The organism is Streptomyces koelreuteriae, assembly GCF_018604545.1.
GTDB lineage: Bacteria > Actinomycetota > Actinomycetes > Streptomycetales > Streptomycetaceae > Streptomyces > Streptomyces koelreuteriae.
The window spans coordinates 5,506,979-5,522,542 of the sequence record NZ_CP075896.1 but is presented as its reverse complement, the minus strand read 5'-3'; the positions used below and the strand labels follow the sequence as shown (position 1 = coordinate 5,522,542).

At 71.8% G+C, this 15,564-nt stretch carries 13 protein-coding genes; 12 read left to right on the top strand and 1 reads right to left on the bottom strand.

The genetic code is table 11. The features are described from left to right. Window positions 1-143: 143 nt before the first annotated feature. From KJK29_RS24930 to KJK29_RS24915, 4 genes are all read left to right on the top strand, one after another. On the top strand, window positions 144-3,329 hold the full coding sequence (locus KJK29_RS24930) for a beta-N-acetylglucosaminidase domain-containing protein (RefSeq protein WP_215121356.1): 3,186 nt from the start codon (window positions 144-146) through the stop codon (window positions 3,327-3,329). A gap of 80 nt (window positions 3,330-3,409) precedes the next feature. Next, window positions 3,410-3,943: a PadR family transcriptional regulator gene (locus KJK29_RS24925; protein WP_215121355.1), complete on the top strand. Its 534-nt coding sequence runs from the start codon at window positions 3,410-3,412 to the stop codon at window positions 3,941-3,943. Continuing rightward, window positions 3,940-4,626 carry an ABC transporter ATP-binding protein gene (locus tag KJK29_RS24920; RefSeq protein WP_215121354.1) on the top strand — a complete coding sequence of 229 codons (687 nt, stop codon included), beginning with the start codon at window positions 3,940-3,942 and terminating at the stop codon, window positions 4,624-4,626. Before KJK29_RS24925 ends, KJK29_RS24920 begins: the two co-directional genes overlap by 4 nt. A gap of 50 nt (window positions 4,627-4,676) precedes the next feature. Continuing rightward, window positions 4,677-6,023, top strand: a complete 1,347-nt coding sequence (locus KJK29_RS24915; protein ID WP_215124446.1) for an FtsX-like permease family protein — start codon at window positions 4,677-4,679, stop codon at window positions 6,021-6,023. Window positions 6,024-6,125: 102 nt separating this feature from the next. Here the strand turns inward: KJK29_RS24915 and KJK29_RS24910 are convergent, their stop codons facing one another. Next, complete coding sequence (locus KJK29_RS24910) at window positions 6,126-6,662, bottom strand: HNH endonuclease (protein WP_215121353.1); 537 nt, start codon at window positions 6,660-6,662, stop codon at window positions 6,126-6,128. Between the two features lie 352 nt (window positions 6,663-7,014). On the opposite strand from KJK29_RS24910, the gene KJK29_RS24905 reads away from it, so the two are divergent. The 8 genes from KJK29_RS24905 (at window position 7,015) to KJK29_RS24870 (ending at window position 15,431) form a co-directional block, all read left to right on the top strand. Next, window positions 7,015-8,094, top strand: a complete 1,080-nt coding sequence (locus tag KJK29_RS24905; protein WP_215124445.1) for a mechanosensitive ion channel family protein — start codon at window positions 7,015-7,017, stop codon at window positions 8,092-8,094. Between the two features lie 235 nt (window positions 8,095-8,329). Continuing rightward, the gene (locus KJK29_RS24900; RefSeq protein WP_215121352.1) at window positions 8,330-9,622 is read left to right on the top strand and encodes an ROK family transcriptional regulator; all 1,293 of its coding nucleotides are present in this window, start codon (window positions 8,330-8,332) and stop codon (window positions 9,620-9,622) included. A gap of 61 nt (window positions 9,623-9,683) precedes the next feature. Next, entirely contained in the window at window positions 9,684-11,027 is a 1,344-nt protein-coding gene (locus KJK29_RS24895) for an ABC transporter substrate-binding protein (RefSeq protein WP_215121351.1), read from the top strand. Between the two features lie 17 nt (window positions 11,028-11,044). Next, entirely contained in the window at window positions 11,045-11,989 is a 945-nt protein-coding gene (locus KJK29_RS24890; protein ID WP_215124444.1) for a carbohydrate ABC transporter permease, read from the top strand. Further along, window positions 11,986-12,882, top strand: coding sequence for a carbohydrate ABC transporter permease (locus KJK29_RS24885; RefSeq protein WP_215121350.1), 897 nt, complete (start codon window positions 11,986-11,988; stop codon window positions 12,880-12,882). The genes KJK29_RS24890 and KJK29_RS24885 overlap by 4 nt, the downstream gene beginning before the upstream one ends. A 6-nt stretch (window positions 12,883-12,888) precedes the next feature. Beyond that, window positions 12,889-14,154 carry a 6-phospho-beta-glucosidase gene (locus KJK29_RS24880; RefSeq protein WP_215121349.1) on the top strand — a complete coding sequence of 422 codons (1,266 nt, stop codon included), beginning with the start codon at window positions 12,889-12,891 and terminating at the stop codon, window positions 14,152-14,154. Further along, window positions 14,145-15,116 (top strand): N-acetylglucosamine kinase, encoded by a 972-nt coding sequence (locus KJK29_RS24875; protein WP_215121348.1) that lies wholly within the window; start codon window positions 14,145-14,147, stop codon window positions 15,114-15,116. The genes KJK29_RS24880 and KJK29_RS24875 overlap by 10 nt, the downstream gene beginning before the upstream one ends. A gap of 93 nt (window positions 15,117-15,209) precedes the next feature. Beyond that, complete coding sequence (locus KJK29_RS24870) at window positions 15,210-15,431, top strand: hypothetical protein (protein ID WP_184592772.1); 222 nt, start codon at window positions 15,210-15,212, stop codon at window positions 15,429-15,431. Window positions 15,432-15,564 lie beyond the last annotated feature (133 nt).

Genomic DNA, 15,564 nt, shown 5'->3' with positions numbered 1-15,564 from the left:
CCACTCCCCTCCACTCTGTCAAGATCCCGGCAAATCGGCCACAACGGCCACTCTCGTTGACACCTTCACCGAGCGGGTGGTGGGCTCGTCGTCCCGGTCGACACATCTGGCGGACATCCGTCGGGCACATCTGGAGGGGGCCTGTGGGACTGCGGCGTGGAAAGCGGGCAGTCGCCCTCGCGGTCGCCGTCGTCGCCGGAAGCCTCGGCGCCCCGCCCGCCGCGGTGGCGGCTCCGCCCGCCCCCGGCAAGGCCGCGACACCGACGCCCGACATGGCCGGAGCCGGCCTCTCCGTCTGGCCGCGCCCGCAGTCGCTGCGCGGAAACGGCGCCCCGGTCGAGGTCACCGACGAGGTCGCGCTGCTCACGGACCCGTCGGCGGACCCCTACGCCGTCGAGGCCCTGCGCGCGCTGCTGCGGCAGGCCGGTGCCCGCCGCGTCACGGACTCCGCCGCGCCCGGCGCCCTGGTCGTACGGGCGGGGACGGAGCCCGTCCGGCGCAACGACCGCCGCGCCCTCCCCTCCGGGGGCTACGAGCTGACCGTCGGCCGGGGCGCCGTCTCCCTCACCGGGACGGGCGAGGACGGACTGTTCCACGCCGTACAGACACTGCGGCAGCTGCTGCGTCCCGACGGCACGATCGCGGCGGCCGTCGTACGCGACTGGCCGGGCACCGCCGTACGCGGCATCACCGAGGGTTTCTACGGCACCGCCTGGACGCACCGGCAGCGGATGGCGCAGATCGGCTTCATGGGGCGCACCAAGCAGAACCGTTACCTGTACGCCCCGGGCGACGATCTCTACCGGCAGGCGCGCTGGCGTGAGCCGTACCCGGCGAAGCAGCGGGCCGCGTTCCGGGAGCTGGCCGAGCGGGCCCGCGCCAACCATGTGCGGCTCGGCTGGGCGGTCGCCCCGGGGCAGGCGATGTGCTTCGCCTCGGACGATGACGTACGGGCGCTGACGCGCAAGATCGACGCGATGTGGGCGCTGGGCTTCCGGGCCTTCCAGCTCCAGTTCCAGGACGTCAGCTACAGCGAGTGGCACTGCGAGGCGGACGCCGACCGGTTCGGCTCCGGCCCACGGGCGGCGGCCGAGGCGCAGTCCCGGGTGGCGAACGCGGTGGCCCGGCACCTGGCGGAACGGCACCCCGGTGCCGCCGGTCTGTCGCTGATGCCCACCGAGTACTACGAGGACGGCACGACCGACTACCGGCGGGCGCTGGCGAGCGAGCTGGACGAGGGCGTCGAGGTGGCGTGGACGGGCGTCGGGGTGGTGCCCCGCACCATCACGGGCGGCGAACTGGCCGACGCGCGCGAGGCGCTCGGGCACCCGCTGGTCACGATGGACAACTACCCGGTCAACGACTACGACCCCGGCCGGATCTTCCTCGGCCCCTACCAGGGCCGTGAGCCCGCCGTCGCGACCGGTTCGGCCGCCCTGCTCGCCAACGCGATGCAGCAGCCGGAGGCGTCCCGCATCCCGCTGTTCACCGCCGCCGACTACGCCTGGAACCCGCGCTCCTACAGCCCCGGGGAGTCCTGGCGGGCCGCCATCGCCGACCTCGCGGGCGGGGACCGGCGCCGCGAGCAGGCCCTTTCCGCGCTCGCCGGGAACGACGCGTCGTCGGTGCTGAACGACGAGGAGTCGGCGTATCTGCGCCCGCTGACCGAGGCGTACTGGCGGGACCCCGCGCCGGGCGGCGACGCCGCGCGGCGGCTGCGCGAGGCCTTCACCGTGCTGCGCGAGCTGCCCCGGCGGCTCTCGGACACCGCCCTCGCCTCCGAGGTCGCCCCCTGGTCGGAGCAGCTGGCCCGCTACGGCCGGGCGGGCACGGCCGCGCTCGACATGCTGGACGCGCAGCGCGCCGGGGACAGGGCGGCGGCCTGGACGGCGTACCGCGAGCTGGGCGCCCTGCGGGCCGGGCTGGAGTCGGCGCGGGCCGAGGTCGGCACGGACGTCCTGGACCCCTTCCTGCGGCGGGCGCAGAAGGCGTACGCGTCCTGGGCCGGCATCGACCACGAGCCGCCCCGCAACCCCGGCGCCCCCTCCGACGACCGCACCCTGCGCTTCCCCCGCCCCCGCCCCCTCACGGCCGTGACGGTCCTCACCGACCCCGGCACGGAGGGCACGGTCGAGGCCCACGTCCCCGACCAGGGCTGGCAGCCGATCGGCCGACTGTCGGGGTCGGGGGCGACGGAGGTACGGGTGCGGGTGCGGGGAGGCCAGGGTGCTGACGGGGGTGACGGTTCCGGCGATGAGCGGGGTGGTTCGGGTGCGGCGGAAGCTCAGGGCCAGGAGGCCGACGGGCGGGCCGGTTCGGGTGCGGGCGGGGCGCGGGCTCAGAGCCAGGGCGCCGACAGGTGGGGCGGTTCGGGCAAGGCGCGGAGCAGTCCGGACACCGGCGACGCGCGGGCACAGAGCCGGGACCCCGACGGCCGGGCCGGTTCAAGCGAGGCGTCGGCTGATTCGGGCGCCGGCGACGCGCGGGCTCAGGGCCAAGACGCCGACGGGCGGGGCGATCCGGGCGCGGGCGAGGCGCAGGGCGTCGACTCGCCCGTGGACGCCGTGCGGGTCGCCGGACCCGCTGCGGCCCGGGTGCGGCACCTCGTCCCCTGGTTCGAGGACTCCCCCGCCGCCTCCCTGGAGTTGGAGCGGGACGAGGTGGACGCCGAGACCGGCCGGGGCCTGCGGCTGACGGCCGGGCTGGGCTCGTTGCGGCCCGCCGACGCCCGGGGCAGGCTCACCGTCGAGGCGCCCGAGGGCGTACGGGTCCGGGTACCGAAGGGCGAGCTGACCGTGGAGCGCGGCACGCGGGCGGAGGTCCCCGTCGAGGTGACCGTGGAGCGCGGCACGCCGATGCGGTCGTACGACATCCGGCTGGGCTTCGCGGGAGCGACCCGGACCCTCACCGTCCGCGCCGTCCCGCCGACCGGCGGCCCCGACCTGGCCCGCACCGGCACCGCCCGCTCCTCGGGCGACGAGACGCCCGACTTCCCGGCGTCGGCGGCGAACGACGGCGCCCCGGACACCCGTTGGTCCTCCCCCGTCGACGACGGCGCCTGGTGGCAGGTCGAGCTGCCCCGCCCGGCGCGGATCGGCCAGGTCGTGCTGCGCTGGCAGGACGCCCACCCCTCGGCGTACCGCGTCCAGGTGTCGGCGGACGGCCGCCGCTGGCGTACGGCGGCGACGGTCCGGGACAGCCGGGGCGGCCGGGAGAGCGTCCGCATGGACGAGCGGGACGTGCGGTTCCTGCGGGTGCAGGGCGACAAGCGGGCCACGCGGTTCGGGTATTCGCTGTGGTCGGCGGAGGCGTACGCCATCACGGAGTGAGCAGCCGCGCCCATGCGGCCCGCAATCTTTTCGGCGATCACTATTCACTCAGTACATGTACTCAGTACATAATGATCCTCATGAGCACCCGCCACATCCTGCTGGGCCTGCTCGCCTCGGGTCCCAGCCACGGCTACGACCTCAAGCGACGCCACGACGACCGCTTCCCACAGGCGCGCCCGCTGGCCTACGGGCAGGTCTACACGACCCTCCAGCGCCTCGTCCGGGACGGCCTCGCCGAGGTCGACGGCACCGACTCGGACGGCGGCCCGGAGCGGACGATGTACCGCGCGACCGAGGACGGGACGCGCGAACTCTCCCGCTGGGCCGGTGAGATCGCACCACCCGCCCCCTTCGTGGCGAACGAGATCTTCGCCAAGGTCGTCGTCGCGATCCTCTCCGGCGGCGACCCGGCCGGCTATCTGAGCGCCCAGCGCGCCGCCCACATGGAGCGGATGCGCGAACTCACGGCGCTCAAGGCCGCCAAGGGCGCCGACCTGGCGACCGTGCTCTCGGCGGACTACGCCGTCACCCACCTCGACGCCGACCTCCGCTGGATGACCACCACGGCGGCCCGGCTCACCACCCTGACCGCGGAGGTCGACGCAGTATGAGCAGACCCGTGCCTCTCCTCACGGCCCGTGGCCTCGCCAAGGCGCACGGCAGGACACCCGCCCTGCGCGGCGCGTCGGTCGAACTGCGCCCCGGCGAGATCCTCGCCGTGACCGGCGCGAGCGGCAGCGGGAAGTCGACGCTGCTGCACTGCCTCGCCGGGATCGTCCGCCCGGACGAGGGCTCGGTGACGTACGACGGCCGGCGCCTCGACGACCTGGACGAGAAACGGCTGAGCGAGCTGCGCCGCACCGAGTTCGGTGTGGTGTTCCAGTTCGGGCAGCTCATCCCCGAGCTGACGGTCCTGGACAACGCCGCCCTGCCGCTGCTGCTGGCCGGCACCGACCGCGCCCGCGCGCGGGACCTGGCCGGTGAGTGGCTGGAGCGGTTCGGCGTGCGCGGTCAGCAGGATCTGCGGCCGGGCGAGCTGAGCGGCGGCCAGGCCCAGCGGGCCGCACTGGCCCGGGCCCTGGTCACCGGCCCGAAGGTGGTCTTCGCCGACGAACCGACGGGCGCGCTGGACTCCCTCGCGGGCGAGCAGGTCATGACGGCCCTGGTGCACGCGGCCCGCGAGTCGGGCACGGCGGTCCTGCTGATCACCCATGACGACCAGGTGGCGGCGTACGCGGACCGGGAAGTGCAGCTCCGGGACGGCAGCCTGGCGGCGGCGGGGGTGACGGCGTGAACTCCCCGCGTTCTTCGCGCCCCTTGCGCTTCCTGCGCTCCTTTCACTCCCTGCGTGCCGATGTGCGCCTCGCCTGGGAGCTCACCCGTGGCTCCGACCGCGGCGAGTGGTGGCGGGTCACCCTGACGGCGACGGGCGCGGCGCTCGCGACGGGCTTCGCCCTGACCGCCGTCGCCCTGGCGTCACTGCGGGGCCAACACCGCGTGGGCTACGCCGCCGGCCTGCTGGACCAGCCCGGCACCCGCTCCGGTGTGATCGTCAGTCTGCTGCTCCTGCTCGTGCCGGTGCTCGGGTTCCTCGGGCAGTGCGCCCGGATCGGGGCGGTGCACCGCGACCGGCGGCTGGCCGGGCTGCGGCTGGCCGGGGCCACGCCCTGGCAGGTGCGGCGGATCGCCGCGCTGGAGACCGGGCTCGCCTGTCTGCTGGGCTCGACTGTCGCGACCGTCTTCTCGGTGCTGCTCCTGCTGCGCCTGTGGGACCGGCCGACCGCCCTGGCCTGGGCGGGGATCGCCCTGGTCGCCGTCGCCGTACCGCTGCTGGGCGCGGCGGCGGGCGCGCTGGCGCTGCGCCGGGTGGTGGCCTCGCCGCTCGGCTGGGTGCGCCGGGTCGGACCGGGCTCGGGACGGGGGCCGGGGCTGCTCTTCCTGGCCGGCATCCTGCTCGTCGCGGCACTGGCGCTGCTGGCCGTGACCACCACCGCCACGTCCGCCGCCAACCGGCCGGGCGGCGGGTCACCGATGATGATGGCGGGCGCGGTCCTCGCGGTCGGCGCGGGCGCCGTGTGGTTCTCCGGGGCGGTCGCGAAGGCGACCGGGCGGCTCCTCGCGGCCCGGGCCCGGTCGGCGGCCACGCTGATCGCCGCCGAGCGGCTGCGCGACGACCCCTGGTCGGCGGCCCGCACCCACGCGGCGGTGCTGCTGGTGACGGTCGTCGGGACCGGCTTCATGGGCATCCGGCAGGTGCTCGGGGACGTGGTGCGCAGCAGGAAGGACCTCGGCGAGTCCGTGACCTACTACACCACCGGCCTCGATCTCACCGGCGCCGCGATCGCGGTGGCCTTCGCGATCACCCTGTCCGGACTGGCCGTCGGCACCGCCGAGTCCCTGGCCACCCGCCGCCGGGGCCTCGCCGCACAGTCCGCCGCAGGAGTGCCGCGCACGGTGCTGGGCCGGGCCCTGCTGCTGGAGACCGCGCTGCCGCTGGCCCCCGCGGTGCTGCTCGCGGGCCTCGGCGGCCTGGCCATCGGCACCTGGTACGCCGTGCTCTCGGACCGTCCGGTGCCCTGGGCGACCGCCCTGGTGCCCCTCGCCGTCTACGCCGCCTGCCTGCTGGCCGCGGCGACCTCACTGCCCCTGCTGCGCCGCACGGTGCGCCCGGGGGAGCTGCGGTACGCGTAGGGGCGCACCTCATGACAGGCCGGCCCGGGGGAACGGGGGGTTCCCCGGGCCGGCCGGTGCCGCACACGGCAACACGCGGCCATACGAAAGCCCGGATCGTCGTCAGGCAGGAATGCCGTCGATCCGGGCCATGGCGTCTTCCGCGCCGTACGGCTGCAAGTACGGCATCCAGCGCGGATCCCTGTGCCCGGTCCCGATGATGCGCCAGGCGAGGCCGGAGGGCGGGGCGGGTTTGTGGCGCAGCCGCCAGCCGATCTCGAAGAGATGTCGGTCGGCCTTCACGTGGTTGCAGCGGCGGCAGGACGCCACCACGTTGTCCCAGACGTGTTTGCCCCCGCGGCTGCGCGGGATGACGTGGTCGACGCTGGTTGCGACGCCACCGCAATACATGCACCGGCCCCCGTCACGGGCGAACAGCGCCCGGCGGGTCAGTGGAACGGGCCCCCGATAGGGAACCCGGACGAATCGCTTGAGCCGGACCACGCTGGGTGCGGGGACTGTGACGGTCGCGCTGTGCAGAAAGGCGCCGGACTCCTCGAGGCATACGGCCTTGTTCTCGAGGACGAGGACGAGCGCGCGGCGGAGCGGTACGACACCTAGCGGCTCGTACGACGCGTTGAGGACCAGGACATGCGGCACGGATGCCTCCTTGGACGCCGGCGGCGCGTGGCTCGCGCCGGGACGATTCGTAGTCAGTCTCTCCTCATGCCTGGTGGAAGCGCCACCATGTCCCGGTAACGGGCTGGGAGTGTTTTCGACCACATCTGATTCATCCCCCCGAGCATGGCCTGTTCAAGCCCAGGTGAGCACGGTCTCTCCTTCACACATTCCGAGGGAACACACACAATGCCCCGTTAGTGTGGTGGTTCTGCCCCTTCGGTGACCCAGTCGTGACCTTGATCCCCCGAAGACCCCCGAACCACCCCACCGGGGCAGACCGCTGCACCTGGAGGTACTCGCCGTGTCCTTGTCCCCCGCGGACGCCGTATCGATGGCCGCCGACCCTACGCCGTCGCCGACCCCCTCGGGCACCCAGAGCCCGAGAGTGCCCTCGCTGCAGGACGCCCACGAGAGCGCGACGAACGCCGCGGGCTGGATCGAGCAGAACTGGTCGACATGGCTCGCGATCGGCCTTCGGGTCCTGCTCATCGTGGTGATAGCGGTGGTGCTGAGGGTCGTCGTACGACGGGCGATCACCAAGCTGATCGACCGCATGAACCGCAACGTGCCGTCCCTGGACGGCGGCGCGATCGGCGGACTGCTGGTCAACGTCGAACGCCGCCGTCAGCGCTCGCAGGCCATCGGCTCGGTGCTGCGCTCGGTGGCGTCGTTCCTGATCATCGGCACGGCCGCGCTGATGGTCCTGGGCACCTTCCAGATCAACCTCGCCCCGCTGCTGGCCTCGGCCGGTGTCGCCGGTGTGGCGATCGGTTTCGGCGCCCGCAACCTCGTCACGGACTTCCTGTCCGGCGTCTTCATGATCCTCGAGGACCAGTACGGCGTCGGCGACACGGTCGACGCGGGCGTCGCCTCCGGCGAGGTGATCGAGGTGGGTCTGCGCGTGACCAAGCTGCGCGGCGAGGGCGGCGAGATCTGGTACGTCCGCAACGGCGAGGTCAAACGCATCGGCAACCTCTCCCAGGGCTGGGCCACCGCCAACGTCGACGTCACGGTCCACTCCGGTGAGGACCTGGACAAGGTCAAGGCCACGCTCGACGAGGTCGCCGAGAAGATGGGCGCCGAGGAGCCCTGGAACGAGCTGCTGTGGGGCCCGATCGAGGTGCTCGGCCTGGACAGCGTCCTGCTGGACTCCATGGTCGTGCGCGTCTCGGCCAAGACCATGCCCGGCAAGTCCCTGACCGTGGAGCGCGAGCTGCGCTGGCGCATCAAGCGAACCTTCGACGCGGCGGGCATCCGGATCGTCGGCGGCGCCACGGCCTCGGCGGAGGAACAGCTCGTCGACCCGACGGCCGGGATGGCGGCCCCGTCGGTCTACGCGAACGCCACGTCTCCGCAGTCGGCGGCGGCGTCCCCGCTCGCGCCGGCGGCGCCGACGAGCACGACGAAGTAGCAGCGATGTAGCGGCCTCACGGGAGGGCGGCATCCGGCTCGGCCGGGTGCCGCCCTTTCTTCATGCCCTCTTGTTCTTCGTGGCCTCTTGACTCCCGAAGGTGCCGGGTTTAGCTTCCTCTCCACCGATAGGAAACTTTCCTAACAGTGATCCTGACAGTGGTCGACGGGTCTCGATGGACTTCTCCCCGTGATCACTGAAAAGCTGAGCAGCCGAAGGGCAGGTGTGGACACGCATGGCAGGAACCGCCGGCACGCCGGGCACCCCACGCGTCCTGCGCGCCATGAACGACCGGGCCGCCCTCGACCTGCTGCTGGAGCACGGACAGCTCTCCCGTACGCGGATCGGCAAGCTCACCGGCCTGTCCAAGCCGACCGCCTCGCAGCTCCTGGCCCGTCTGGAGGCGGCGGGCCTCGTCCTGGCCACCGGCACCACCGAAGGCCGGCCCGGCCCGAACGCCCAGCTCTACGAGGTCAACCCGGCCGCCGGATACGCCGCCGGGCTCGACGTCACACCGGAGCGGATACTCGCCGCGGTCTCCGACATCACCGGCCGCACCGTCGGCCGGCACGAACTGCCCACCCCCGGCAGGCGCACCGGCACCCCGGTCGTCCAGCAGGTCACCGACGCCCTGGACGGCGCGGTGAAGGCGGCGGGCCTCGCCCGGGCCGACATCCACCGTCTCGTGATCGGCACCCCGGGCGCCTTCGACCCCACCACGGGCCGTCTGCGCTACGCCTCCCACCTCCCCGGCTGGCACTCCCCCACCCTCCTGGACGAGCTCGCCGCCGCCCTGCCCATGCCGTTCGAGTACGAGAACGACGTCAACCTGGTCGCGCTCGCCGAACAGCGGCTCGGTGCGGCCCGGGGCCACGCGGACTTCGTGCTGCTGTGGAACCAGGAGGGCCTGGGCGCCGCCCTGGTGCTCGGCGGCCGGCTGCACCGCGGCTGGAGCGGCGGCGCCGGCGAGGTCGGCTTCCTGCCGGTGCCGGGCACCCCCCTGGTCCGTCAGGTCACCAAGGCCAACAGCGGCGGCTACCAGGAGCTGGCCGGCTCCCAGGCCGTCCCCCGGCTGGCCCGTGAACTCGGCATCGAGGACATCCCGCAGGGGCCGTACGCCGAGGCCGCGGCGGAACTGGTGGCCCGGGCGGCGGCGCGAACCGAGGCCGCCGCACGCCTGGCGTCCAGGTCGGCGGAGACCGACCCCGCCACCCCCCTGGCGCCCGGACCGGCGGAGGCCGGCGACGAACCCCATCGCCTCCTCCTCCAGACCTACGCGACCCGGCTGGCCACCGGTCTGGCCTCCCTCGTCTCGGTCCTCGACCCCGAGCTCGTCGTGCTGAGCGGCGCGTCGCTCGCCTCGGGCGGCGAGATCCTGCGCGCCCTCGTCCAGGCCGAGCTGGAAGAGCTGGCCGCGTCACGCCCCCGCCTGGTCGTGGGCGACGTCCGTGAACATCCCGTGCTGCGCGGCGCGCTGGAGAGCGCGCTCGCGTCGACGCGCGACGAGGTCTTCGACACCTCCCGCTGACCCCACCCCCCCCCGCTTTTCCGTCCTTCCCCTCTTCCCCCGTGCCACAGGGAGCTCCGCCATGCCCGGAATATCCAGAAAAGCAGCCATCGCGCTCGCCGCCTCCGCCTCCCTCGCCCTCCTCGCCACCGCGTGCACCGGCCAGTCGGACTCCGCCGCGAGCGACGACGCCTCGAAGGAGACGACCATCAACTTCTGGCACGCTTGGAGCGCGCCGGGCGAGGTGAAGGCCGTCCAGTCCCTGGTCGACGGCTTCGAGAAGGCGCACCCCAACATCCACGTCGACGTCGTCGGCAACATGACCGACGACAAGATGAACCAGGCCCTGCGCACCGGCGGCGCCAAGGCCCCGGACGTGATCTCGTCGTTCACCACGAACAGCGTCGGAAAGTTCTGTTCCTCCGGTGCCCTGGTGGACCTCAACCCGTTCTTCGAGAAGTCCGGCGTCGACCCGGAGAAGACCTTCCCGAAGGCGATGAACGAGTACACCCAGTTCGACGGAGACCGCTGCGCGGTCCCCCTCCTCGGCGACGCGTACGGCCTCTACTACAACAAGACGGCGTTCGAGAAGGCCGGCATCACCGCCCCGCCCAAGACCTGGTCCGAGTTCGAGCAGGTCGCCAAGAAGCTGACGATCCCCCAGGGCGACACCTACAAGCAGCTCGGCTTCATGCCGAACTACCACGGCTGGGAGACCACCACCGAGCACTACCTCGGCCAGTTCTCCCCCACGTACTTCGACAAGAACGGCAAGTCGAACGTCGGCAAGGACCCGGCGTTCGAGGCCGCGTTCACGGTCCAGAAGAAGCTGGTCGACGCACTCGGCGGCTACCGCAAGCTGGAGACCTACCGCTCCAAGCTCGGCGACGAGTGGGGCCCCAAGCACCCCTTCCACACCGGCCAGGTCGCCATGCAGCTGGACGGCGAGTGGCGCCTGGGCATGGCCCTGGACACCAAGCCGAAGTTCGACATCGGCGTGGCCCCGCTGCCCGTCCCCGACGACCAGGCCGACCAGTACGGCAAGGGCTACATCACCGGCACCATCGCGGGGATCGCGGCGACCAGCAGGAAGCAGAACGCGGCCTGGGAGCTGGTGAAGTACATGACCACGGACACGGACGCGGTGGTGAACTTCTCCAACGCCATCCACAACGTCCCCTCGACGCTGGCGGCCCTGAAGTCCCCGAAGCTGAAGTACGACCCGCGCTTCAAGACGTTCCTGGAGATCGCCGCCAACCCGAACTCCACGACCGCCCCCGCGTCCGTCAACGGCGGCGTCTACCTCACCACGGTCCAGGAGTTCGGCTACGCCTACGAAAGCGGCAAGGCGACCGATCTCAAGGCGGGCCTGAAGAAGACGGCCGCGCAGATCGACACGGACATCGCGCAGGCGAAGCAGCCATGAGCACCACGAGCCCTGCCGTGAGCACCTCTACGTTGCGGGCGAAACACCGCCGCTCGACGCTCCGCACCCTGGCTTTCCTCTCCCCGTGGCTGATCGGCTTCACGGTCTTCTTCGCCTACCCCCTGCTCTCCACCGTCTACTTCTCCTTCATGCACTACGACGGCTTCAAGCCGCCGACCTGGTCGGGCACGAAGAACTGGACGTACGTCTTCGAGCACTACCCCTTCTTCTGGCCCGCCCTGCGCAACACTCTGTGGCTGGTCCTCGTCATGGTCACGCTCCGGGTCGCCTTCGGCCTGGGCGTGGGCCTGCTGATCACCAAGATCAAGACGGCGACGGGCGTCTTCCGCACCCTCTTCTACCTGCCCTATCTGGCCCCGCCCGTGGCGGCCACCATGGCCTTCGCCTTCCTCCTCAACCCCGGCACAGGCCCGGTCAACTCCCTCCTGGAGAAGGCCGGACTCCCCACACCCGGCTGGTTCAACGACCCCACCTGGTCGAAGCCGGCCCTCACCCTGCTGGCCCTGTGGGGCATCGGCGACCTGATGGTCATCTTCATGGCGGCACTGCTCGACGTACCGAAGGAGCAGTACGAGGCGGCCGAACTGGACGGCGCGACGCCCTGGCAGCGCTTCCGCTACGTCACGCTCCCGAACATCTCGCCGATCGTCATGTTCGCGGTGGTCACCGGCGTGATCCAGACGATGCAGTACTACACACAGCCGCTGATCGCCGGGAAGGTCGCGTCGGGCGTGATCCAGGGCGCGGGCACGCAGTTCGAGCCCGGCTACCCGGACAAGTCCACGCTCACCCTCCCCCAACTCGTCTACAACCTGGGCTTCCAGCGCTTCGACTACGGCTCCGCCTGTGTGGTCGCCCTGGTTCTCTTCGCCCTCTCCATGGCCTTCACCGCACTCCTGATGCGCCGCAAGGGCGGCCTGATCAACGCAGGTGAACGATGACGCACGTACTGGAAAAGCCGGTGGGGCTGAGAAAGGCACCACCCACCCCCGCGGAACGCACGGCCCGCCGAAGGGCGTTGCTGGAATGGATCGCGATCCACTCCCTGGGCATCGCGGCGGCCCTCTTCTTCACCCTCCCCTTCGTCTTCGTCTTCCTCACCTCGCTCATGAGCGACACCCAGGCCCTCAGCCGCGACCTGATCCCGCACACCTGGGAGTGGGACAACTACCGCAGGGTCTTCGACACCCCCGGCTTCCTCACGTGGTGGAAGAACACCCTGTTCTACGCGTTCCTGGGCACGGCCCTCACGGTGATCTCCTCGATCCCGGTGGCCTACGCCCTGGCCAAGTTCCGCTTCCGAGGCCGCAATCTGGCGCTGATGCTGGTCATCTCGATGATGATGCTGCCGCCGCAGGTCATCATCATCCCGATGTACCTGTTCTGGGCGAAGCAGTTGGACCTCTCCGGCACCCTCTGGCCGCTGATCATCCCCATGGCGTTCGGCGACGCGTTCTCGATCTTCCTGCTGCGCCAGTTCCTCACCACGATCCCCGACGAATACCTGGACGCGGCGAGGGTCGACGGCTGCGGCGACCTGCGCACCCTGCTCAAGGTCGTCCTCCCGATGGCCAAACCGGGCATAGCCGCAGTGGCCCTCTTCCAGTTCTTCTACGCGTGGAACGACTACTTCGGCCCGCAGATCTACGCCTCGGAGAACCCGGGCGCCTGGACGCTCTCCTACGGCCTTGAGTCGTTCAAGGGCGCCCACCACACCGACTGGAACCTCACCATGGCCGCCACCGTGCTGGTCATGGCCCCCGTGATCCTCGTGTTCTTCTTCGCCCAGAAGGCGTTCGTAGAGGGTGTCACGCTCACCGGAGTAAAGGGTTAGACGCAGATGAAACTCACCGTGGTCGGCGGAGGCTCGACCTACACCCCCGAACTCGTGGACGGCTTCGCCCGCCTCAGGGACACCCTGCCCATCGAGGAACTGGTCCTGATGGACCCGGCCGAAGACCGCCTGGCCCTGGTCGGCGGCCTCTCCCGCCGCATCTTCGCCCGCCAGGACCACCCCGGCCGCATCACCACCACGACCGACCTCGACCGCGCGGTCGACGGCGCGGACGCGGTCCTCCTCCAGCTCCGCGTCGGCGGCCAGGCGGCCCGCCAACAGGACGAGACCTGGCCCCTCGACTGCGGCTGCGTGGGCCAGGAGACAACGGGCGCCGGCGGCCTCGCGAAGGCCCTCCGCACGGTCCCGGTCGTCCTCGACATCGCGGACCGCGTCCGCCGCACCAACCCCGACGCCTGGATCATCGACTTCACGAACCCTGTCGGCATCGTGACCCGCGCCCTGCTGGAGGCGGGCCACAAGGCGGTAGGCCTGTGCAACGTGGCGATCGGCCTGCAGCGCAAGTTCGCGGCGCTTTTGGGCGTCGAGCCCCCCGAGATCCACCTGGACCACGTGGGCCTCAACCACCTCACCTGGGAAACGGGCGTACGCCTGGGCGGCCCGGAGGCCGAGAACGTCCTCCCCAAGCTCCTGACGGACCACGGCGACACGATCGCGAGCGACCTGCGCCTGCCGCGCGCGCTGCTCGACTGCCTGGGTGTGATCCCGTCGTACTACCTGCGCTACTACTACGCGCACGACGAGGTCGTACGAGAACTGCGGACGAAGCCGTCGAGGGCGGCCGAGGTGGCAGCGATGGAACGGGAACTGCTGACGATGTACGCGGACCCGTCGTTGGAGGAAAAGCCGGAGCTGCTGGCGAAACGGGGCGGCGCGTACTACTCGGAGGCGGCGGTGGACCTGGCGGCGGCCCTGCTGGGCGGCGCCGGCACCCCGTACCAGGTGGTGAACACCTACAACCGGGGCACGCTGCCGTTCCTCCCCGACGACGCGGTGATCGAGGTACAGGCGGCGGTGGGCACGAAGGGCGCGTCCCCCCTCCCCGTCGCCCCGGTGGACCCCCTCTACGCGGGCTTGATGGCGAACGTGACAGCGTACGAGCACCTGGCCCTGGAGGCGGCCCTGCACGGCGGCCGCACTCGCGTCTTCCAGGCCCTCCTCTCCCACCCCCTCATCGCCCAGTACGAGTACGCAGAGACACTCACGGACCGGCTGATCGCACACAACCGGGAGCACCTCGCGTGGGCCTGACCGCGACCGTCCTCGCCATCGACGCCGGCAACAGCAAGACGGACGTGGCGATCGTGACGGCGGACGGAGAAGTCCTGGCCAGGGCGCGTGGGGCGGGTTTTCGCCCACCCGCGGTAGGCCTGGACACGGCAATGGACACACTCGCCGAGACGATCACCCGGGCCCTCACCACCGCCGGACTCACCTCCGTCACCCACGTCTCGGCGTGCCTGGCCAACGCGGACTTCCCGGCCGAGGAGGACCAGTTGGAGAGGGCGCTGCACGCACGGGCCTGGGGGACAACAGGGGAGGTCCGCAACGACACGTTCGCGATCCTGCGCGCGGGGGTGACGGAACCCCGGGGAGTAGCGGTGGTCTGCGGCGCCGGGATCAACTGCGTCGGCATGCACCCCGACGGCCGCACGGCCCGCTTCCCCGCCCTCGGCAGGGTCTCGGGCGACTGGGGCGGCGGCTGGGGCCTCTCGGAGGAGGCGATGTGGCATGCGTCACGCGCGGAGGACGGCCGCGGCCCCGCCACGGCCTTGTCCCGGACCCTCCCCGCCCACTTCAGCCTCCCGACCATGTACGCCCTGATCGAGGCCCTGCACCTGGACCGGATCGCCGAATCCCGCCGCCACGAGCTGACGCCGGTCCTCTTCGCGACGGCGGCGACCGGAGACCCGATCGCCCGCACGATCATCGACCGCCAGGCCGAGGAGGTGGTCGCCATGGCCGTGGTGGCCCTCACCCGCCTCGACCTGCTGGACGAACCGACCCCGGTCCTGCTGGGCGGCGGCGTCCTGGCGGCCGAACACCCCCAGCTGAACGGCCGAATCCAGGACCTCCTGTCCGACCGGGCCCCGAAGGCGATCCCACAGACGGTCACGGCCGGCCCGGTCCTCGGCGCGGCCCTGCTGGGGCTGGACAGGGTGGGCGCGAGGGAGGGGGCGCAGGGGCGGCTGCGGACGCATTTCGGGGTGTGAGGGGCGCGAGACGAGGGCTCGGCGGGCAGGCGTTCGAATAACGTTCGTGAACAGCCGCTGTGACGGGGGTACGCGCGGGCGCATACTGAGGCAATGACAAAGCCTTCCGCGAAGCGCCACCTGCCCACCAGCCCCTTCAAACCCCCGGTCGTGCCGGCCCCCAAGCACTTCGCCGTCGGCGACCAGGTCACCCACGACATCTACGGTCTCGGCCGGGTGATCGGCATCGAGGAGGGAATCGCGGCGCTCGTGAACTTCGGCGGCTCGGTGGAGCAGCGGATCCTGAGCCCGTACGCGAAGATGACCAAGCTGTAGTACGACCGCAGCACCCGCTCACCGCATGCCAGGTCCCAACGGGGGGCTTGGACTCATAGGGAGACCTCTCATCGACCTGACCTCGCCGTTCTCCGCCCCGGACGGACCGCCCCGCTCCCCTGCCACAGCATCG